The sequence below is a fragment of the Sphingopyxis sp. JAI108 genome, from assembly GCF_013410105.1.
Classification (GTDB): domain Bacteria; phylum Pseudomonadota; class Alphaproteobacteria; order Sphingomonadales; family Sphingomonadaceae; genus Sphingopyxis; species Sphingopyxis chilensis.
Genome location: NZ_JACCCJ010000001.1, coordinates 1,123,292 through 1,142,705, shown reverse-complemented (window position 1 = coordinate 1,142,705; position 19,414 = coordinate 1,123,292). Strand labels below are relative to the sequence as shown.

Genomic DNA, 19,414 nt, shown 5'->3' with positions numbered 1-19,414 from the left:
TCCCGGCAAGTTGACAATCGGCCCGCCTGTGCCCCGGCACGGGCGGGCTTTTTGTTGGCGCGGGATCGCCCTGTCGCCATCGACGGATATCGAATCCGACCTTGCCATCGCGCGCACATCCCGCAAAAGTAGGCTTTTTTTGTCAAAGGGATCTGAGCCCATGCGCCGCCGTACACTCCTTGCCGCCGTTCCGGCCGCCGCGCTGTTGCCGACCGCAAGCTTCGCAGAGGGCACGAAACCCAAGCCAGCGCCCGCCGCGCCCAAGACGAACGCTTCGACGCCGCCGGTCTGGGAAGCGGGCGCCGACCGGTTCCTGCGACCCGACGTCCAAAGCGGTGACCGCCCGGTCGGTGCGAGCTTCGCATCGCGCACGGCCGCTTATGGTCTCAGCGGCGCGGCGGGCACCGCACACCCGCTCGCGACACAGGCGGGGATCGACATATTGAAACGCGGCGGGTCGGCGGTCGATGCGGCGATCGCGATCAACGCGTGCCTCGGGCTGCTCGAACCCACCGCGAACGGCATCGGCGGCGACGTCTATGCGATGATCTGGGACCCCAAGGCGAAGAAGCTCGCGGGCCTCGCCGGATCGGGCAAGAGCCCGCGCGGGCTCGACCTCGCGACGGTGCGGTCGCGCGCCAAGGGCGGCACGCTGCCCGCCTATGGCGCGATCAGCGTGTCGGTTCCGGGCACGGTCGACGGCTGGTGGACGATGCACCAGCGTTACGGCAAGCTGCCGTGGAAGGATTTGTTCGAGCCCGTCATCGCGCATGCCGAAGCGGGTGCGCCGGTGCCCGACATGATCGCTTATTATATCCGCCGCAGCCTCGCGGGCTTCCGCCAGCCGGGTCGCGGGATCGAAGAGGTCGACAATGCGCTGCGCACCTATGGGCTCGGCGACGGCAAGGGCCCCGCGGCGGGGCAGGTCTTCCGCAATCCCGACCTCGCACGCACCTTCCGCCTGATTGCCGAGGGCGGGCGCGACGCCTTTTACGAAGGCGAAATCGCGCGGACGATCGACGCCTATTTCAAGCGGATCGGCGGCTGGTTACGCTACGAGGATCTCGCCGCGCATCGATCCGAATGGATCGAGCCGCACAAGACCGGCTATCGCGGCACCGACGTCTATGCGCTCGGCGCCAACACGCAGGGCATCGCGACCCTGCAGATGCTCAACATCCTCGAGCAGTTCGACCTGAAAGGCGCCGGCTTTCAGTCGGCGCTGTCGATCCATTTGCAGGCCGAGGCGAAACGCCTCGCCTATGAGGACCGCGCGCGATATTATGCCGATCCGCACTTTGCCAACGTGCCGGTGGAATGGCTGATTTCGAAGGATTATGCCGCCGAACGCGCGAAGCTGATCCGCCCCGACCGCCTGCTCACCCCCGTGCATCCGGGACAAGCGCCGAGCCGCGGCGACACCACCTATTTCAGCTGCGCCGACAAGGACGGGATGATGGTGTCGATGATCCAGTCGAACTTCCGCGGCATGGGGTCGGGTCTCGTTGCCGACGGGCTGGGCTTCATGTTCCAGGATCGTGGGCAACTGTTCAGTCTGCAGGATGGGCATCCGAACATCTATGCGCCCGGCAAGCGGCCGTTCCAGACGATCATTCCGGGCTTTGCGGCGCGCGGGGATGTGCCGTGGATGAGCTTCGGGGTGATGGGCGGCGACATGCAGCCGCAAGGACAGGCGCAGATCGTCATCAATCGCGTCGATTACGGGCTCGAGATCCAGGCCGCTGGCGACTCGCCGCGCTGGCATCATGAAGGGTCGTCCGAATCGATGGGCGAGGATTCGCCCGGTCTCGGCGCGGCCGGCTTGCTGCGACTCGAAAACGGCGTTCCCGACGCAAGCCGCCGCAAGCTCGCCGATATCGGGTGGACATTGGGCGAGTCCGACGGGGGCTTTGGACGCTATCAGTGCGTCGAGCATCGCACGGACGGCGACACGCGCGTATATGCGGCGGCGAGCGAGATGCGCGCCGACGGGTGTGCGCTGGCCTATTGAACCCAAGCGGGCGACGGGCGGCGCTCGTTCCCGCCGGCCAAATATTCCGCGTAATTATCAAACACGATATACGAAAATTTACCTTCCCTGTTTAGGACTGGTGCTTGGGACCAATAAGATAACCGTCCGAGGTGGGAATCGGGCGGCAGATATTTGAGTCGCGCATGTCGAATCCCGAGGCTTCCCCTGCCTCACCGGCCCCCGATGAAAAGCGCCAGCCGCGGCAGTCGCGTCTGGTCAAGGCGGCGCTCGCCTGTCAGAGGCTGGGCCGGTTCGATGTCACCCTTCGCAATGTCTCGCTGACCGGAGTTGGTGGACAGGGCCCTCATATATTGCAGATCGGCGAGCGGATGACGCTGTTCCTGCCCGGCCACGAACCGATGATGGGCACGGTACGCTGGGTTGCCGGAACGCGTTTCGGCCTTCAGACCGACCGCGAAATCCAGACCATGCGCCTGCGCGCCGCGCATAACGATACGATCGTCGCCGCCGACAGCAGGGCCGATTTCCAGATCGTGCCGCCACCACGCGTCGACACCTGGCGCCCCGGGCTCACCCGTGCAACCGGCGTGCCGGGACAGTTCGGGCGCAAGGGGTAGAGCGCCGCCCTTCCTTCACCCGCGCGAATCAAAGGCCGACCGGGCCTTTTCGATCCGTTCGAGATTGGTCTCTGCCCAGATCCAGACCCCGCAAAAAGCCTCGCCCAGACTATGCCCCAGATCGGTCAGGCAATATTCGACCTTCGGCGGAACGACCGGATGGACCGTCCGGACCAGCAGGCCATCGCGTTCCATCGCGCGCAAGGTCTGGGTCAGCATCTTCTGGCTGATCCCCGGAACGAGCCGCGACAATTCGGTGAAGCGGCAGGTTCCACGATCCTCCAGCTCTTCGAGAACGAGTAGAGTCCATTTGTCGGCGACTCGGCCGATGAGCTCGTTGACGAGCGTTTCGACGCGCGGGTCGATCGGCGCGTGCGGATCATATGAAATTTTTTCGGGCATAGGCATAGCGGAAAATCCAAAACTCTCTTTCTGGTAACTATGGCACTTTCGGGTGCCTTCTTTCTTTTGGAGAGTGTAGGGATATCTAGACAGTCCTTCCCCCTCTGCAAAGGACGAAAGACCATGAAGACGACGGGCAACACCATCCTTGTCACCGGCGGCGGCTCGGGCATCGGGCTCGCACTCGCGCGGCGCTGGCACGACGCCGGCAACAATGTCATCATCACCGGGCGCAACACCGCGAAACTCGACGCTGCGATCGCAGGACGGCCGAATATGGCGGCAGTCTCGCTCGACGTCACCGACGCCGATGCGATCGCCGCCTTCGCGAAGGAGATCGTCGCCAAACATCCCGGCCTCAATGTGCTGGTCAACAATGCCGGCATCATGAGCGCCGAAGACGCGAGCGCGAAGCGCGATCTGACAGAGGCTGAAGCGACAGTCGTGACCAACATCCTCGGGCCGATCCGGCTGACCGACGCACTCGTCGATCATCTGGCGGCGCAAGCGGACAGCGCGATCGTCAATGTGACGTCGGGGCTCGCCTTCGTGCCCTTTCCCAAAGCGCCGACCTATTCGGCGACCAAGGCCGCGATGCACAGCTATTCGGTCGCGCTGCGGATCCAGCTCGCGGGCAAGGTCGAGGTGATCGAGTTGGCGCCGCCCGCGGTGCGCACCGACCTGACCCCCGGCCAGTCGACGCGCGAGGGCTATATGCCGCTCGACGATTTCGCCGACGAGGTGATGGCGATGTTTGCGATCGAACCGACGCCCGAGGAAATCCTCGTCCAGAACGTGCTGCCGCTGCGCAATGCCGAGGCGAACGGCAGCGTGCCGCAGGTGCTGGCGATGCTGAAGAATCTATAACTCCGCCTTCATATCGTCACTGCGAGCGTAGCGAAGCAATCCAGAGCAGCCTTGCGCCGCGCTGGATTGCCTCGCTACGCTCCTCGCAATGACAAGCGTGAGAATTGCGCTTTTCCCCCTTCCCCACTATATGGCCGCGCATCATGCAGATTCCCGGCCATATCGATCCCGTCACGACGGGCACTGTCCCGCTGCGCGGCGGCAACCGCATCGACCTCGTCGGGCTGACGCGCGATGCCATCCGCGCTGAGCTGGTCGAGGCCGGACTCGATGCCAAGGCGGCCAAGCTGCGCGCAAAGCAAATCTGGCATTGGATCTATCACCGCGGCGTCACCGATTTCGAGGCGATGACCGACATTGCCAAGACGATGCGCCCCTGGCTCACCGACCGCTTCATCATCGGGCGCCCGACGGTGCGCGAGGCGCAGGTGTCGAGCGACGGCACGCGCAAATGGCTGCTCGCGGCCGCCGACGGCCAGGAATATGAGATGGTCTTCATCCCCGATGCCGATCGGGGAACGCTCTGTGTATCGAGCCAGGTCGGCTGCACGCTCAATTGCCGCTTCTGCCACACCGGCACGATGCGCCTCGTGCGCAACCTCGGCGCGGGCGAAATCGTCGGGCAGGTCCTGCTGGCGCGCGACGCGCTCGGCGAATGGCCCAAAGGCACGATGGCGGGGTTTGGCGCCGACCCCGAAGATGTGGACGCCGACGATGACGCAGTCGGCCATTACACCGCCGACGGCCGCATGCTCACCAACATCGTGATGATGGGTATGGGCGAGCCGCTCTATAATTTCGACGAGGTCAAGGGCGCGCTAAAGATTGTGATGGACGGCGACGGGCTCGCGCTGTCGAAGCGGCGCATCACGCTATCGACCAGCGGCGTGGTGCCGATGATGGCGCGCGCGGGCGAAGAGATCGGCGTCAACCTGGCCGTTTCGCTCCACGCGGTGAGCAAGGAAGTGCGCGACGAAATCGTGCCACTCAACCGCAAATATGGCATCGAGGAACTGCTGCAGGCGTGCGCCGACTATCCGGGCGCGAACAATGCACGGCGCATCACGTTCGAATATGTGATGCTGAAGGACAAGAATGACAGCGACGCGGATGCGCGCGAACTCGTCCGGCTGATCAAACACTATGATCTGCCGGCAAAGGTCAATCTGATCCCCTTCAACCCCTGGCCCGGCGCACCCTATGAATGCTCGAGCCCCGAGCGAGTGCGCGCGTTCAGCAACCTGATCTTCAAGGCCGGAATTTCGGCGCCGGTGCGTACCCCGCGCGGGCGCGACATCATGGCGGCGTGCGGGCAATTGAAGAGCGCCGCGACCAAGCCCACGCGCGCCGAACTCGACCGTATTGCCGAGGAAAAGCAGGCCGCGCTCGGCTGATCGCGCAAGCTGCGCGTTATTATCACTGCAAAATACCCTCAGAAATCCGTCCTTTTCAGGGCGCGATCCTGCATAGCTATTCTATACCGTGTGGTAAAAATAACACAGGTAAGAAAATTGTCATATTCTGAACGATCCGTTCATTGCAGCGACAGCCGCGAACCCCATTTAGGGGCCGGGCCGCGACCCAAAGGGCGTAGGCCTGATTTGATTGAAGGAACGAAAAATGAAAAAATTCGCAGTTGCAGCCGCTCTCCTCTCCGCTGTCGTTGCCACCCCCGCCCTTGCGGCCCCCGCCGGCGAAGGCCGCGTGGAAGTTCGCGGCGGCCTGATCACCGGCAATGGCCAGGACGAAGGCACGGCCGGCCTCGCCGCCGGTTATGACTTCGACCTCGGCAGCTCGACCTTCGTCGGTGCCGAAATCGCGGGCGACAAGGTGCTCGTCGATGGCGCGAACGTCCAGTTCTCGGCCGGCGGCCGCGTTGGCGCCAAGATCGGTGCCAACGGCAAGCTCTACGCCACCGGCGGCTACACCTTCGGCGACGTCGACGATCCGTACGTCGGTGCCGGCTACCAGCACAAGCTGACCCAGAACGTCTATGCCAAGGGCGAATATCGTCACCAGTTCATCGACAATTTCGGTGACTTCGACACCTTCGTCGCCGGCATCGGTTTCGCTTTCTGATCCTTCGGAACAGCGAATGACAAAGGAGGGGCGGCCCGCGGGTCGCCCCTTTTCTTTTGCCCGCGATCCCGCCACGGTGCGGCGATGACGGCATTGGCTTATATCGGCGCGGCGCTCGCCGAAATCGCGGGCTGCTTCGCCTTCTGGGCGTGGCTGCGGCTGGACAAGCCGGTGTGGTGGATTGTGCCCGGCACGGCGTCGCTGGCGCTGTTCGCGTATCTTCTCACACTCGTCGATGCCGAGCATGCGGGACGCACCTATGCCGCTTATGGCGGGGTCTATATCGTTTCGGCGCTGGTGTGGCTGTGGGCGGTCGAAGGCGCGAAGCCCGACCGCTGGGATTTGATCGGCGCCGCGGTCTGCCTTGGCGGCGCGGCGATCATATTGTTCGGCCCGCGCGGCACCTAGCCCGCGTTCGGCAGCGCCTGTTCGACGAGCGGCGCGAGCCCCTCGGCCACGACCTTCACCCCCTTGGCATTCGGGTGGAGATTGTCGCCCAGCATCAGCGATTTATCGGTGACGACATTGTCGAGAATGAAAGGATAGAAGCTCGCCTCATATTTCGATGCAAGTTCGGGATAGATCGGGTTGAACTTGTTTGCATAGTCGCTGCCGAGGTTCGGCGCCGCCATCATGCCGGTGAGCAGGACCGGAATCTTGCGCTTCTGAAGCTCGGCGAGCATCGCGTCGAGATTGGCGCGCGTCTGGTCGGGACCGATCCCGCGCAGCATGTCGTTGCCGCCGAGCCCGAGCACGACGAGCGCGGGCTTCGCCTTCGCATTGTCGAGCACATAGGTCAGGCGCTGGCGCCCGGCAGCGGTCGTGTCGCCCGAAACGCCGGCATTCTGGACACGCGCGACGACGCCATCGTCGGCGAGCGCGGCCTGCAATTGCGGCGCAAGGCCTTCCTTTGGACCAAGCTGGTAGCCCGCGTATAGCGAGTCACCAAAGGCGATGACCAGCGGCGCGTTGGCGGGGATAGCGGGCGCCGCTTTTGCCGCAACCTTGTCATTGGTCGAAGCCGACGGGTTTTCCGCCGATCCGCATGCGGCGAGCGGTTGGCAAAGCGCAATCGCGCAACCATATATCAACAAAGAGCGCCATCCGGCCGTTCTCATTTCAAAGGGTCCCTTCTTGACCGACGCGCCTCGACCTTCGCCAGACCTGGCGATCGCCGCCCATAATGTGACGCTCACACTTGGAAGCGACAAGGCCCCTGTCGAAATTTTGCGCGGCGTCGATCTCGATGTTCCCGCAGGCGCCTCGGTCGCGCTGCTCGGCCCGTCGGGATCGGGCAAAAGTTCGCTGATGGCGGTGCTGGCCGGGCTCGAACGCGCCAATGGCGGCAGCATCCATGTCGCGGGGCTCGATTTTGCGACGATGGACGAGGATGACCTCGCACGCGCAAGGCGCGGGCGGATAGGCATTGTGCTGCAAGCCTTCCATCTGCTGCCGACGATGACCGCGCTCGAGAATGTCGCAGTGCCGCTGGAGTTGGCCGGGATTGCCGATCCCTTCGGACGCGCCGCGGCCGAGCTTGAAGCCGTCGGCCTCGGGCACCGCCTGACGCATTATCCCGCGCAATTGTCGGGCGGCGAGCAGCAGCGCGTCGCGATCGCGCGTGCGATGGCGAGCTCGCCCGCGATCATCTTTGCCGACGAGCCGACGGGCAACCTCGACACCGCAACCGGTCAGGCGATCATCGAACTGATCTTCGCGCGCCGTGCCGCATTGGGCGCGACCTTGCTCATCATCACGCACGACCCCGAACTCGCCGAGCATTGCGACCGCGTGGTCGTGATGCACGACGGGAAAATCGAAGAGCGGGCGGCCTAGGTGTTGCCCCTCGCCACGCTCTGGCGGATCGCTCGGCGCGACCTTGCGGCGCGCATCCGGGGGCTCCGCCTCCTCGCCGTCTGCCTGTTCCTCGGCGTCGCGACGCTCGCGGCGATCGGCAGCCTGACGCGCGGTATCACGTCCGAGCTGGAAGTGCGCGGGCAGACGATCCTCGGCGGCGATGTCGAATTCAGCCTGCCGCAGCGCGAGGCGACGGCAGAGGAGATGGCGGGATTCCGCCGTGTCGGCACGCCGTCGGCCACCGTGCGGCTGCGCGCGATGGCGAACGATCCAGATGGCGAGGCTTTGCTGTCCGAATTGAAGGCGGTCGACGGCGCCTACCCGCTCTATGGCACAATGCGGCTGGAAAGCGGCGCGCGCAAAGGACCGCCGCCGCCGGGCAACATCTGGATCGGCAAGGATCTCGTCTCGCGGCTCGACCTCAAGGTCGGCGAACGCGTGAAGTTCGGCGAGACGAGTTTCCTGATCGACGGCGTCATCGCCGAGGAGCCCGACCGGCTGGGCGAAGGCTTCACGCTCGGCCCCGTCGCGATCATCGGCCTTTCCGACCTGCCCGCGACGCAGTTGATCCAGCCCGGTAGCCTCTACGAGAGCAAATATCGCCTCCGCCTGCCCGACAGCGCGAACCCAGAAGCGGTCGGCAAGGCGCTGACCGCCGAATTCCCCGACGCGGGCTGGGACATCACCGACAGCAGCAACGGCGCTCCGGGCACGCGGCGCTTCATCGAGCGCATGGGGCAGTTCCTGTCGCTCGTCGGGCTGGCCGCGTTGGTGATCGCCGGGATCGGCGTCGGCAACGGCGTCGCGAGCTATCTTGCGGGCAAGCGCCCCGGCCTCGCGACGCTGAAAGTGCTCGGCGCCGACAGCGGCACGGTGGCGCGTATCTATGGTTTGCAGATTCTCGCGGTCGCGGCGGTGTCCATCGTCGCTGGCCTGATCGTCGGCGCGCTCGCGCCCGCGGCCATCGGCTGGATCGCTGGCGATGTGCTACCGGTCAAACCCGGTATCGCCATCTATCCGCTGCCGCTCGCCGTCAGCGCCGCCTATGGCCTGCTCATCGCCATCGCCTTTGCCCTGCCCCCGCTCGCGGCGACGCGGCACGTTCCCGCCGCCGGGCTTTACCGCGCGACGGTCAGCGGCGCGGCGCGGATCGACCGGCGGACGGTCGTCGCGGTCGCGGCGGCGCTGGCCGCGATCATCGCGCTGGCGGTCGGCACTGCGCGCGAACCTTTGTTCGCCTTGAGTTTCATCGGGGCGGCGGTCGGTCTTCTCCTCATCCTCGTCGGGCTCGGCTGGCTGGTGCGCCGCACCGCGAGCCGCCTGCCGCGACCGAAACGCCCGCTGTTCCGCCTCGCGCTTGCAAACCTGCACCGCCCCGGCGCCGCAACCGGGGCGCTCGTCGTCGCGCTCGGGCTCGGGCTGACCTTGTTCGTGACGCTGGCGGCGATCCAGACGAGCATCACTGCCGAAATCCGCTCGACGGTGCCGCAGCGTGCGCCGAGCTTCTTCGTGCTCGACGTCCCGCGCGCCGAGACCGCGCGCTTTCAGACGATGGTGAAGGGGGCCGACGCCAAGGCCGAGGTCAACATGATCCCGGCGCTGCGCGGCAGCGTCACCGAATTTGCCGGCCAGCGCGTCGACGAACTCGCCGAATTGCCCGAGGGCGCGTGGGTGCTGCGCGGCGATCGGGGGCTAACCTATAGCCCCGTGTTGCCCAACGGCAGCGAGCTGGTCGGCGGCCAATGGTGGGCGGCCGATTACAAGGGACCGCCCTTGGTCAGTGTCGAGCAGGAGGTTGCCACATCTCTCGGGCTGAAGCTGGGCGACACGCTGTCGGTCAATGTGCTGGGGGTCGAGGTGCAGGCGAAGGTCGCATCGTTCCGCACCGTCAACTGGGACAATTTCGGGCTCAACTATGTGCTCGTCTTTTCGCCCGGCACCTTTGATGCGGCGCCGCATAATATGGTCGCGACGGTGGCGGTCGGCCCCGAGGCCGAAACCGCCCTGTCGCGCAGCATACCGCGTGCCTTCCCGTCAGCGTCGCTGATCGCGGTGCGCGATGTCGTGTCGCAGGTCACGACCCTGCTGACGCAGATGAGCCAGGCAATCGCCGCGGCGGCGAGCATCGCGATCCTCGCGGGGATCGCGGTGCTGATCGGTGCGATTGCGGCGAGCCGCGAGCGGCGCGTTTACGACAGCGTGATCCTGAAACTGCTCGGCGCCACGAGGGGCCAGATATTGGGTGCGCAGGGCATGGAATATGCGGTACTCGCGGCGATATTGGCGGTGCTGGCGCTGGGGCTTGGCCTTGCGGGCGCCTGGTATGTGGTGACGCAATTGTTCGACTTCGACTTCGCCCCCGACCCGCTGATCGTCGGGCTGACCTTGCTTGGCGGCGCGGGGCTGTCTTTCCTGATCGGGATTGCGGGCAGCTGGCCTTTGCTCTCGGCGAAACCCGCGCAGGCGCTGCGCAGCTTGTAATCCATCCGTTCGTGTCGAGCGCAGTCGAGACGCCCCTCGCGGCAGAGCAAGGTCGAAAGGCATCTCGACTTCGCTCGATGCGAACGGGAGGGGCAGGTCAGTTCAGAATCCGCACCACCGCCGAAACCGCAGCGACGCCGAGCACGACCGCGACCATCGCCTGCCAGACATGCGGCGGCACGCTGCCGAAATGGCGCCCGCCGATCCGGTTGCCGAGCCACATCGGCAGGAAGAGGACCAGTGCCAAGATGAAGAGCCGCCAGGTCGCGATGCCGACCCAGAGCGCGGCGAGCGTGCCCGCGATAGCGGTCGCGAAGAAGATCAGCATCATCGAGGCGCGTGCGACTTTCGGCTCAAGATGACGGCGAAGGTAGAATGGCACGACGGGCGGCCCCGGCATCGCGGCGAAGCCGGTGAGGATGCCCGAGGCGATCCCCGTCCCCGCGATCGCGATACGCCCCGGCCGGTGCCCCTCGGGCTGTTTCGGCAGCAGGACGGCAACAAAGGCGCCGACCGCGATCAGCGTGATCAGCAGCCGCGCGACATCGGGCGTCGTCGCGTCGAGCGCGAACATGCCGACGGGCGTTGCGAGCATCGCGAGCAGCGCGATCGGGATCGCGGTGCTACGGTCGGCATCGGCCATGATGACTTTCAAACCCACCGGACCGATCAGCAATTGCAGCAGGATGCCGAGCACCACCGCCTCGCCCGGCGCGATGATCAGCCCGAGCAAAGGCACGAGGATGATCGCCATGCCGAAGCCCGTCAGCCCGCGCACATAGGCCGCGCCAAACGTCATCGCCGCCGCGCCGGCGAGCGTCAGCGGTGCGATGCTGACCAGCTGAGAAAGGCTCGTCACCCGGCGCGGAGATCCGGCGGGGTCGCCTCACCCTTCAGCATCGCGATCGCTTCGGCGAGCGGCATGATGCGCTGGCCGTCCTGCCCGAGGGTGCGGATCGCGACCGTACCTTCCTCTGCCTCGCGATTGCCAACCACGAGTAGGTACGGAACCTTCGCGAGGCTGTGTTCGCGGACCTTGTAGTTGATCTTTTCGTTGCGAACGTCGATTTCGGCGCGAATACCCGCCGCGGCGAGCTGTGCCACCGCGTCCTTGGCGTAATCGTCGGCGTCCGAAACGATCGTCGCGACGACCGCCTGCACCGGCGCGAGCCAGGTCGGGAAGCGGCCGGCGAAATGCTCGATCAGGATGCCGATGAAACGTTCGTAGGTGCCGAGGATCGCGCGGTGGAGCATCACCGGGCGGTGGCGCTCGCCATCTTCGCCGATATAGCTTGCGTCGAGCCGTTCGGGCATTACGCGGTCGGACTGGATCGTCCCGCACTGCCACGTCCGCCCGATCGCGTCGGTCAGGTGGAATTCGAGCTTGGGAGCATAAAAGGCACCCTCGCCCGGCAGTTCTTCCCAGCCATAATCGTCATTCGCCATGCCCGCGCGTTCGACGGCCTCGCGCAGCTCGGCCTCGGCCTTGTCCCACATCTCTTCGGTGCCGAAGCGCATGTCAGGGCGCAGCGCGAGCTTCACCGCATATTTCTCGAACCCGAGCTGTTTGTAGACGCGGTCGAGCAGTTCGCAGAAGCTGCGCACTTCCTCGACGATCTGGTCCTCGCGGCAGAAGATATGGCCGTCGTCCTGCGTGAACTGGCGCACGCGCATGATGCCGTGCAGCGCGCCGTGCGGCTCGTTGCGGTGGCAGCAGCCCATTTCGGCCATGCGCAGCGGCAGGTCGCGGTACGACTTCATGCCCTGGCGGAAGATCAGGACGTGCGCGGGGCAGTTCATCGGCTTGAGCGCCATCCACTCGGCGTCGTCCGACACCAGCGGGCCTTCGTCTTCGATGTTCGGCACCTCGTCGGGGATGACGAACATATTTTCGCGATATTTGCCCCAATGGCCCGACTGTTCCCACTGTTTGGCGTCCATCACCTGCGGGGTCTTGACCTCCTGATAGCCCGAGCCGTCGATCGCGCGGCGCATATAGGCTTCAAGCTCGCGGTAGATGCGATAGCCCTTGGGGTGCCAGAAGACGCTGCCATGCGCCTCTTCCTGCAGGTGAAACAGGTCCATCTCGCGGCCAATCTTGCGATGGTCACGTTTCGCGGCTTCTTCGAGCCGGACGAGATGTTCGGCGAGCTGCTTCTTGTTGAGCCAGCCGGTGCCATAGATGCGGCTGAGCTGCGCATTCTTCTGATCGCCGCGCCAATAGGCGCCCGAGACGCGCGTCAGCTTGAACGCAGCGGGGTCGAGCTTGCCCGTCGAGGCGAGGTGCGGGCCGCGGCACATGTCCATCCAGCCTTCACCGCTGCGATAGACGGTGAGTTCCTCGCCTTCAGGCAATTCGGCGGCCCATTCGGCCTTGAAGGTCTCGCCATCGGCCTGCCATTTGGCGATCAGCTTGTCGCGCTCCCACACTTCGCGCGTCAGCGGCAGGTCGGCGGCGATGATCTTGCGCATCTCCTCCTCGATCAGCGGCAACTCGTCGTCGCGGAACGGGCCATGTTCGGCGGTCGGCGCGAAGTCGTAATAAAAGCCGTCGCCCGTCGACGGGCCGAAGGTGATCTGCGTGCCGGGAAACAGATTCTGCACCGCCTCCGCCAGCACATGGGCATAATCGTGGCGCACGAGTTCGAGCGCATCGGCCTCGTCGCGGCTCGTCACCAGCGCCAGGTTGGTGTCTTCCTCCAGCGGGCGCATGATGTCGCGAAGCTCGCCGTCGATCTTTGCCGCGAGCGCGGCCTTGGCGAGGCCGGGTCCGATGTCGGCCGCGATTTCGGCCGCGGTAGTGCCGCGCACGACTTCACGGGCAGAGCCATCGGGAAGGGTGACACGGATCATCTCGGACATCGAAAATACAGCCTTTCAGGGCAAAATTGCCGCGCCCCTTTGCCAGCATGCGATATGGGCGGCAAGGGGCGGATTCACAACAGGACTTGAAATGATACAATGTATCATTATCTGGCATCACGAGCCCCTCCCGCGAAAGAATCTTCATGTGCCTCCCCGCCGAGCGCCCGCGCCTTGCCGACCTGACGGGGATATTCCTGTCGTTGACCTGCCTGATCCATTGCCTCGCATTGCCGCTCGCCATCCTCATCGCCCCCGCGCTCAGCCGCTGGATCGCGCTGCCCGAAGGCGTCCATGCGGCGATTCTGCTGCTGGCGCTGCCCGCGGCGGGGATCGCGATGCGCGACGGGTGGCAGCGGCATCGGCGCTTGTCGCCCGCGATCCTCGCCGCAACGGGGCTGGGTCTGCTCGCGCTCGGCCTGTCGGCGCATGAGGGATGGATCGCGGCCGCCGATCCCGAGGCCGCCGACCGCCTTCTGACCTCCGCTGGCGCGCTGACACTCGCCGCCGCGCATCTTGTCAACTGGCGCTGGCGTCACAGCGGCGGCGGGCATAGACTGCGGCGATGACCGATACACCCGCCCACCATATCGCCGCGATCCTGCCTTGCAGCGATCTTGATGCGAGCACCGCCTTTTACGAAAAGCTCGGCCTGTCGGTCGTCAGCGACTATGGCAGTTACCGCCTGCTCGAAGATGGCAAGGGCTGGCGGCTTCACCTGACCAATGAATCCCGACCGACGTGGCCCGAGCGCGACCATAACCCGTTCGGCCTCTATCTCTATACCAACCGCGTCGACGAACTGGCCGAGCACATGCGCGATGCGATTCTCGGGCCCGAGAAAGCGCCGACGCACAAGCCGTGGGGCATTTACGAATTCGCGCTGTCGGACCCAGACGAGACGCTGGTCCGCATTGGCTGGCCGAGCGCGCTGGTCACTTGAGACACAGGCGTGAACTCGATCAGCTTGCCCCCCTGCCCCTCTCCCGCTAGGGCGGCGGCAGCCGGAAAGGAGCCGTCCCCTCATGCTCAAGTCGTTCAAGCGCCTGTTCGTCGACCATCCGAAGAGCGTCGATGAAAATTACATCGAGCATTTCGGTGTCGCGTCGAAATTCGGCGTGACGATGATCTGGGGCGGCCTGTGCGCGCTCGTACATGCGGTCGTTCCGGGCTGGTGTATCACCACGGGCAGCGACACGATCCAGCGGCTTAATCACATCATGGTCGAAAAGCGGCGCGCCAAGGGGCAGGCGGTGATGCAGATGAGCACGATCGACTGGGTCATCTGATCGCGGTGGACGGCGCTCCCGACTATCTCGACCGCCCCGGCCGCCCGCGGCTCGCCTATCGCCGTACGCCGGGCGCTGGGCCGACGATCGTTTTCCTGCCCGGCTATATGTCCGATATGGCGGGCGGCAAGGCGACCGCATTGTTCGACTGGGCGGCAAGCGAGGGCCACGCCTGCCTGCTGCTCGATTATGCCGGATGCGGGCTGTCGGATGGGCTGTTCGCCGATCAGACCTTGCTCGACTGGCGCGGCGACGTGCTCGACCTGATCGACGCGAAGGCCGATGGGCCGATCGTCCTCGTCGGATCGTCGATGGGGGGCTGGCTGATGCTGCTTACCGCGCTGGCGCTGATGCAGCGCGACGGGCCGGGCCGGGTGGCGGGCCTCGTCGGAATCGCGGCGGCGCCCGATTTCACCGACTGGGGCTTCACCGACGCCGAAAAAGCGATCATCCAGGCCGAAGGCGCGCTGGCCGAGGAAACGCCCTACAGCGACCAACCCTATGTGACGACGCGCAGTTTTTGGCAGTCGGGCGAGGCCAACCGCCTTCTCGACACCGAAATTCCCCTCACCTGCCCCGTCCGCCTGCTCCACGGGCAGGAAGACGGCGACGTGCCGCCCGACATCAGCCTGCGCCTGTCGGCGGCGCTCGCGAGCACGGATGTGCAGGTGGCGCTGGTCAAGGGCGGCGATCACCGTTTGTCGCGCGATGGCGACATCGCGCTGCTGATCGACACGGTCGCGCGGCTCGCCACGCAAATCTAGAAGAGGACTTCCATGGCCCGCAGCGATTTCCGGTTCCACGTCACCAAGCGCGTCCGCTATGCCGAGATCGACGCGCAGCGCGTCGTGTTCAACAGCCGCTACCTCGAATATTTCGACATCGGGATCACCGAATATTGGCGCGCTGCCGGCGTTTATGATCGCTGGCCCGGCCACAGCAGCCCCGAATTCCACGTCGCGCGCGCCGAGGTCGATTACAAGGTTCCGATCCTGCTCGACGAAGAGATCGACATCTGCGTGCGCGCCTCGCGCGTCGGCAAAAGCTCGATGACCTTCCTGTTCGAACTGCACGGCGCGGGGAAAGACGACCTGCGTGCGAGCGGGCAGCTGATCAACGTCCATGTCGCCGAAGCGCAGGGCGCGCCCGCGCCGGTGCCGGACGAATTCCTATTCCTGTTCGAAGCGTTTGAAGAGCGGCCCCTTCGCGCCTAATATGGCGACATGACCAAATATCTTCATACGATGATCCGCGTGTCGGATCCCGACGCTACCACCCGCTTCTTCAAGCTGATCGGGCTGGAGGAAACGCGCCGTTTCGACGACGAGAAGGGTCGCTATACGCTGATCTTCCTCGCCGCCCCCGGCCAAGGCAATGTCGCCGAAGTCGAGCTGACATACAATTGGCCCCCCGCCGACGGCTCGCCGGCCGAGGAATATACGGGCGGACGCAATTTCGGGCATCTCGCCTACCGCGTCGACGATATTTACGCGACGTGCCAGCGACTGATGGACGCGGGAGTGACGATCAACCGCCCGCCGCGCGACGGTCATATGGCGTTCGTGCGCTCGCCCGACGGCATTTCGGTCGAGCTGTTGCAGGAAGGCCATCTGCCCCCGCAGGAACCCTGGGCTTCGATGCCGAACACCGGCAGCTGGTAAAAGCGCAGCGCCCCGCGCGAAAGCGAGACTTTCCGCGGGGGCTGTGGCAGAGTGGCACACCAAGGTCCGCTGGCATCCGCTCCGTCTTGTGGATGCGAGAGCTGGAAAGGAGACAAGGTGGCTGCGCTGGATATCGTCCGTATTCCCGTCCTTAGCGACAATTATGTCTGGCTGGTCCATGATCCCGCCAGCAAGGCCACGATGGTCGTCGATCCTGCCGTCGCCGAGCCCGTCCTTTCTGCGGCGGCGGAGCGCGGCTGGACGATCACCGATATCTGGAACACCCACTGGCACCCCGATCACACTGGCGGCAACGCCGCGATCAAGGAGGCGACCGGCTGCACGATTACCGGCCCCGCGGCGGAATATGCGCGTATCCCGACGCTCGATGTGCAGGTGAAGGGCGGCGACCAGGTGCGGCTGGGCGAGCATGTCGCCGACGTCTGGGACGTGCCCGCGCACACCGCGGGACATATCGCCTATCACTTCGCCGAAGAGACCGCGATCTTCGTCGGCGACACGATGTTTGCGATGGGTTGCGGGCGATTGTTCGAAGGCACCGCCGAACAGATGTTCGCCAACATGCAGAAGCTCGGCACGCTCGACGATGCCACCCGAGTCTACTGCGCGCACGAATATACGCTGTCGAACGCGCGCTTCGCGGTAACGGTCGAGCCGGACAATGAGGCGCTGGCGGCGCGGCTTGCCGCGGTCGAAGCCGCGCGGGCGGTGGGCGAGCCCACCGTCCCGACGAGCATAGGCGCCGAACGCGCGACCAACCCCTTTTTCCGCGCGCCGAACGCGGGCGAGCTTGGCCGTATTCGCGCGCTCAAGGATGCCGCCTGATGCCGTCGCCGCTTCAGCGCCTATTCATCTGCAACGGCCATAGTGGCCGATCACAAGGAGCATTTTCATGGCGAAGCTGAACCTGATGGCTGCCGCGCTGTTGACCGCGGCCGTGCCGCTGGTCGCCAGTTGCGCGCCCGCTGGCTCCGCCGAAGCCGGCACGGCGGCGCTTACGCCCAAACAGGCCGAGCGGCTTGACAAGCAGCTTGCCGGCAAGGTTCCGGGCGAACCGATGAAATGCCTGCCGAGCTATCGCACCAACGAGACGATCCGCGTGTCCGACAGCATCCTGCTCTATCGTTCGGGCGGCAATCTCGTGTATCGCAACGACCTGAAAAGCAGCTGCCCCGGCCTCGCGCGCGACAGCGACATCATGGTGGTGCGCCAGTTCGGGTCGTCGACCTGTGAAGGCGATTTCTTTCATCTGGTCGACCGGTCGAGCGGCATTCGCGGCCCGACCTGCGTTTTCGGCGAATTCGTCCCCTATCGCAAACCGGAGGGGGACAAAGGCTGAGCCCTTGCGTTCAGCCGCAGGCGGGGTCCGGTTTGCGCCGAGCTCTTCGGGTCGCACCCCCGCCTGCACCTGCCAAGATCACGCCCTATAGAGGGCTGCGATCTTGTCCGCATAAACCTGCTTCAAAATGTGGCGCCGGATCTTCATCGACGGCGTCATCTGCTCGTTCTCGATCGTGAACGCTTCGTCGGCGAAGTCGAACTTGCGCACCTTTTCGATCACCGAGAGCTGGCCGTTGACGCGGTCGATCGCGGCGCGCAGCGCGGCGCGGAACTTCTCATGCTCGCGCAGCAACTTCATATCCTTGGGCAGCCCCTCGACCTCGGCCCATTCGGCCGCCCATTCGGGATCGGGGACGAGAATGCCGACCAGATGCGGGCGCTTGTCGCCGTAAACCATCGCCTGCAGGATTTCGGGCTGGAGCGTCAACATGCCCTCCACCCGCTGCGGCGAGACATTGTCGCCCTTGTCGTTGACGATCAGATCCTTCTTGCGGTCGGTGATGACGATACGGCCTTGCCCGTCGATATGCCCGATGTCGCCGGTGTGGAGCCACGGCCCCGCTTCGGGGGCGGCCGGATCGGGGATGAGCACGCGCTCGGTCTCGGCGTGGTTGCGCCAATAGCCCTTCATGACGAGTTCGCCGCGAACGCAGATCTCGCCGTCGTCGGCGATCCGGACTTCGGTGTTCATCAGCGGCGGGCCCACGGTGTCCATCTTGATCCCCGCGCTCGGGCGGTTGCAGCTGATCACCGGCCCCGCCTCGGTCTGGCCATAGCCCTGCAAGAGCGTCAGCCCGATCGAGTGGAAGAAGACGCCGATTTCGGGATTGAGCGGCGCGCCGCCCGACACCAGCGCCTTCATCCGGCCGCCAAAGCGCTTTTGGATCTTGGGACGGAATAATTTGTCGAGGATGAGGTCGACCGGACGGTCGAGCACGCCCATGCGGCGCTCATAATCCTTTTCGCCGACGCGCAGCGCCTGGTTCAGCATCCAGTTGGCGAGCTTGCCCTGTTTCTCGACCGATTTGATCATCCGCGCGCGGATCACCTCGAACAGGCGCGGCACGACGACCATGATCGTCGGACGCGTCTCCTCGATGTTCGAGACGAGCTTCTCGAGCCCCTCGCTGTAATAGATTTGCGCGCCGACCATGATCGGCAGGAACTGGCCGCCCGAATGTTCATAGGCGTGGCTCAGCGGCAGGAAGGAGAGGAAAACCTCTTCGTCGCCGATACCGAAATCGTTGACGAGCACCTCCGCCGCGCCCGCCGCATTATGGAGGATCGCGCCGTGATGCTGCATCACCCCGCGCGGCGCGCCGCCGGTGCCGCTGGTGTAGATGAGGCAGGCGGTATCCTCGCGCTTGACGCCGAGCCCGCGCGCCTTGGTCTCCTCGATCCAGGTCTCGCCGCCCTCTACAAGTGGCGCCCAGTCGTGGACCGTGACCTCGCCCTGCTGGCCGACACGCAGGCCTTCCATCGTGATGACGATATGCGCCTCGGAACGCATCACCGCCGGCATCAGCGTCCGCGCGAGCTTCGCGGTCGAGACGATCACCGCTTTTGCTCCGCTGTTGTCGAGGATATGCTGGTGATCGCGTTCGGTGTTGGTCGTGTAGGTCGGTACCGTGATGCAGCCGGCGGCCATGATGCCGAGGTCGGCGATGCACCATTCGGGCCGGTTCTCGCTGACCAGCACCACCCGGTCGCCCTCCTTGAGGCCGAGTTCGCGCAGATTGTGTGCGAGCGCGGCGACCTGGTTCGCGACCTGCCGCCAGCTCAGCGGCTGCCACGCGCGGTCGGCCTTGCGCCACAGGAAGGGATCTTCGCCGCCGCGCCCCGCGCGGTCGAAGAACATCGCGACCAGACTCGGAAAATGGTCGAGATGGGGGTTTTCAAGCTTCATTCTGCCTCTCTCCAGGGAGATTCATTGCTTCTGTTCTG

At 65.2% G+C, this 19,414-nt stretch carries 21 protein-coding genes; 16 read left to right on the top strand and 5 right to left on the bottom strand.

Features of this window, described 5'->3' with window-relative positions; all coding sequences use genetic code 11:
- Positions 1-160 precede the first annotated feature (160 nt).
- On the top strand, positions 161-2,011 hold the full coding sequence (locus HDC29_RS05425) for a gamma-glutamyltransferase family protein (RefSeq protein WP_179495146.1): 1,851 nt from the start codon (positions 161-163) through the stop codon (positions 2,009-2,011).
- A 164-nt stretch (positions 2,012-2,175) separates the two neighbouring features.
- Positions 2,176-2,610 (top strand): PilZ domain-containing protein, encoded by a 435-nt coding sequence (locus tag HDC29_RS05420; RefSeq protein WP_179495144.1) that lies wholly within the window; start codon positions 2,176-2,178, stop codon positions 2,608-2,610.
- A 15-nt stretch (positions 2,611-2,625) separates the two neighbouring features.
- On the opposite strand, the gene HDC29_RS05415 is transcribed toward HDC29_RS05420, so the two are convergent.
- A complete protein-coding gene (locus HDC29_RS05415; protein ID WP_179495142.1) occupies positions 2,626-3,018 on the bottom strand; it encodes a helix-turn-helix domain-containing protein in 393 nt (130 codons plus the stop codon).
- A gap of 117 nt (positions 3,019-3,135) precedes the next feature.
- Here HDC29_RS05415 and HDC29_RS05410 point away from each other — a divergent pair, with 117 nt between their 5' ends.
- The 4 genes from HDC29_RS05410 to HDC29_RS05395 all read left to right on the top strand — a co-directional run bounded on the left by HDC29_RS05410 (position 3,136) and on the right by HDC29_RS05395 (position 6,366).
- A complete protein-coding gene (locus HDC29_RS05410; protein ID WP_179495140.1) occupies positions 3,136-3,879 on the top strand; it encodes an SDR family oxidoreductase in 744 nt (247 codons plus the stop codon).
- A 143-nt stretch (positions 3,880-4,022) separates the two neighbouring features.
- Positions 4,023-5,273 carry a 23S rRNA (adenine(2503)-C(2))-methyltransferase RlmN gene (gene rlmN, locus HDC29_RS05405; protein ID WP_179495138.1) on the top strand — a complete coding sequence of 417 codons (1,251 nt, stop codon included), beginning with the start codon at positions 4,023-4,025 and terminating at the stop codon, positions 5,271-5,273.
- A 226-nt stretch (positions 5,274-5,499) separates the two neighbouring features.
- Positions 5,500-5,958 (top strand): outer membrane protein, encoded by a 459-nt coding sequence (locus HDC29_RS05400; protein ID WP_179495136.1) that lies wholly within the window; start codon positions 5,500-5,502, stop codon positions 5,956-5,958.
- An 84-nt stretch (positions 5,959-6,042) separates the two neighbouring features.
- Complete coding sequence (locus tag HDC29_RS05395; RefSeq protein WP_179495134.1) at positions 6,043-6,366, top strand: YnfA family protein; 324 nt, start codon at positions 6,043-6,045, stop codon at positions 6,364-6,366.
- On the opposite strand, the gene HDC29_RS05390 is transcribed toward HDC29_RS05395, so the two are convergent.
- Positions 6,363-7,076: an arylesterase gene (locus HDC29_RS05390; RefSeq protein WP_179495132.1), complete on the bottom strand. Its 714-nt coding sequence runs from the start codon at positions 7,074-7,076 to the stop codon at positions 6,363-6,365. The genes HDC29_RS05395 and HDC29_RS05390 overlap by 4 nt on opposite strands.
- Positions 7,077-7,092: 16 nt before the next feature.
- Here HDC29_RS05390 and HDC29_RS05385 point away from each other — a divergent pair, with 16 nt between their 5' ends.
- Complete coding sequence (locus HDC29_RS05385) at positions 7,093-7,794, top strand: ABC transporter ATP-binding protein (protein WP_179495130.1); 702 nt, start codon at positions 7,093-7,095, stop codon at positions 7,792-7,794.
- A complete protein-coding gene (locus HDC29_RS05380) occupies positions 7,795-10,296 on the top strand; it encodes an ABC transporter permease (protein ID WP_179495128.1) in 2,502 nt (833 codons plus the stop codon).
- Between the two features lie 97 nt (positions 10,297-10,393).
- Here HDC29_RS05380 and HDC29_RS05375 read toward each other — a convergent pair whose 3' ends face one another.
- Both HDC29_RS05375 and thrS read right to left on the bottom strand, forming a co-directional pair.
- Complete coding sequence (locus tag HDC29_RS05375) at positions 10,394-11,155, bottom strand: TSUP family transporter (RefSeq protein WP_179495127.1); 762 nt, start codon at positions 11,153-11,155, stop codon at positions 10,394-10,396.
- Positions 11,152-13,158, bottom strand: a complete 2,007-nt coding sequence (thrS, locus tag HDC29_RS05370; RefSeq protein ID WP_179495126.1) for a threonine--tRNA ligase — start codon at positions 13,156-13,158, stop codon at positions 11,152-11,154. Before thrS ends, HDC29_RS05375 begins: the two co-directional genes overlap by 4 nt.
- 146 nt (positions 13,159-13,304) lie before the next feature.
- On the opposite strand from thrS, the gene HDC29_RS05365 reads away from it, so the two are divergent.
- The 8 genes from HDC29_RS05365 to HDC29_RS05330 all read left to right on the top strand — a co-directional run bounded on the left by HDC29_RS05365 (position 13,305) and on the right by HDC29_RS05330 (position 17,468).
- A complete protein-coding gene (locus tag HDC29_RS05365) occupies positions 13,305-13,727 on the top strand; it encodes a MerC domain-containing protein (RefSeq protein WP_179495125.1) in 423 nt (140 codons plus the stop codon).
- Positions 13,724-14,101: a VOC family protein gene (locus tag HDC29_RS05360; RefSeq protein WP_179495124.1), complete on the top strand. Its 378-nt coding sequence runs from the start codon at positions 13,724-13,726 to the stop codon at positions 14,099-14,101. The genes HDC29_RS05365 and HDC29_RS05360 overlap by 4 nt, the downstream gene beginning before the upstream one ends.
- 82 nt (positions 14,102-14,183) lie before the next feature.
- A complete protein-coding gene (locus HDC29_RS05355; RefSeq protein ID WP_179495123.1) occupies positions 14,184-14,447 on the top strand; it encodes a DUF6356 family protein in 264 nt (87 codons plus the stop codon).
- The gene (locus HDC29_RS05350) at positions 14,444-15,211 is read left to right on the top strand and encodes an alpha/beta fold hydrolase (protein ID WP_218844366.1); all 768 of its coding nucleotides are present in this window, start codon (positions 14,444-14,446) and stop codon (positions 15,209-15,211) included. Before HDC29_RS05355 ends, HDC29_RS05350 begins: the two co-directional genes overlap by 4 nt.
- Before the next feature lie 12 nt (positions 15,212-15,223).
- Positions 15,224-15,661 (top strand): thioesterase family protein, encoded by a 438-nt coding sequence (locus HDC29_RS05345; protein WP_179495122.1) that lies wholly within the window; start codon positions 15,224-15,226, stop codon positions 15,659-15,661.
- A 9-nt stretch (positions 15,662-15,670) separates the two neighbouring features.
- Complete coding sequence (locus HDC29_RS05340; RefSeq protein WP_179495121.1) at positions 15,671-16,108, top strand: VOC family protein; 438 nt, start codon at positions 15,671-15,673, stop codon at positions 16,106-16,108.
- 117 nt (positions 16,109-16,225) lie between these two features.
- The gene (gloB, locus tag HDC29_RS05335) at positions 16,226-16,954 is read left to right on the top strand and encodes a hydroxyacylglutathione hydrolase (protein WP_179495120.1); all 729 of its coding nucleotides are present in this window, start codon (positions 16,226-16,228) and stop codon (positions 16,952-16,954) included.
- Positions 16,955-17,021: 67 nt separating this feature from the next.
- Positions 17,022-17,468 (top strand): hypothetical protein, encoded by a 447-nt coding sequence (locus tag HDC29_RS05330; protein WP_179495119.1) that lies wholly within the window; start codon positions 17,022-17,024, stop codon positions 17,466-17,468.
- Positions 17,469-17,546: 78 nt separating this feature from the next.
- On the opposite strand, the gene HDC29_RS05325 is transcribed toward HDC29_RS05330, so the two are convergent.
- Positions 17,547-19,376 (bottom strand): long-chain fatty acid--CoA ligase, encoded by a 1,830-nt coding sequence (locus tag HDC29_RS05325; RefSeq protein ID WP_179495118.1) that lies wholly within the window; start codon positions 19,374-19,376, stop codon positions 17,547-17,549.
- Positions 19,377-19,414: the final 38 nt, after the last annotated feature.

Coding starts and splice junctions, on each gene's coding strand:
- HDC29_RS05330 (WP_179495119.1), top strand. CDS start 17,022: ATGGCGAAGCTGAACCTGATGGCTGCCGCGCTGTTGACCGCGGCCGTG.
- HDC29_RS05415 (WP_179495142.1), bottom strand. CDS start 3,018: ATGCCTATGCCCGAAAAAATTTCATATGATCCGCACGCGCCGATCGAC.
- HDC29_RS05325 (WP_179495118.1), bottom strand. CDS start 19,376: ATGAAGCTTGAAAACCCCCATCTCGACCATTTTCCGAGTCTGGTCGCG.
- HDC29_RS05340 (WP_179495121.1), top strand. CDS start 15,671: ATGACCAAATATCTTCATACGATGATCCGCGTGTCGGATCCCGACGCT.
- HDC29_RS05425 (WP_179495146.1), top strand. CDS start 161: ATGCGCCGCCGTACACTCCTTGCCGCCGTTCCGGCCGCCGCGCTGTTG.
- HDC29_RS05345 (WP_179495122.1), top strand. CDS start 15,224: ATGGCCCGCAGCGATTTCCGGTTCCACGTCACCAAGCGCGTCCGCTAT.
- HDC29_RS05400 (WP_179495136.1), top strand. CDS start 5,500: ATGAAAAAATTCGCAGTTGCAGCCGCTCTCCTCTCCGCTGTCGTTGCC.
- HDC29_RS05355 (WP_179495123.1), top strand. CDS start 14,184: ATGCTCAAGTCGTTCAAGCGCCTGTTCGTCGACCATCCGAAGAGCGTC.
- HDC29_RS05410 (WP_179495140.1), top strand. CDS start 3,136: ATGAAGACGACGGGCAACACCATCCTTGTCACCGGCGGCGGCTCGGGC.
- HDC29_RS05360 (WP_179495124.1), top strand. CDS start 13,724: ATGACCGATACACCCGCCCACCATATCGCCGCGATCCTGCCTTGCAGC.
- HDC29_RS05365 (WP_179495125.1), top strand. CDS start 13,305: ATGTGCCTCCCCGCCGAGCGCCCGCGCCTTGCCGACCTGACGGGGATA.
- rlmN (WP_179495138.1), top strand. CDS start 4,023: ATGCAGATTCCCGGCCATATCGATCCCGTCACGACGGGCACTGTCCCG.
- HDC29_RS05390 (WP_179495132.1), bottom strand. CDS start 7,076: ATGAGAACGGCCGGATGGCGCTCTTTGTTGATATATGGTTGCGCGATT.
- HDC29_RS05420 (WP_179495144.1), top strand. CDS start 2,176: ATGTCGAATCCCGAGGCTTCCCCTGCCTCACCGGCCCCCGATGAAAAG.
- thrS (WP_179495126.1), bottom strand. CDS start 13,158: ATGTCCGAGATGATCCGTGTCACCCTTCCCGATGGCTCTGCCCGTGAA.
- HDC29_RS05395 (WP_179495134.1), top strand. CDS start 6,043: ATGACGGCATTGGCTTATATCGGCGCGGCGCTCGCCGAAATCGCGGGC.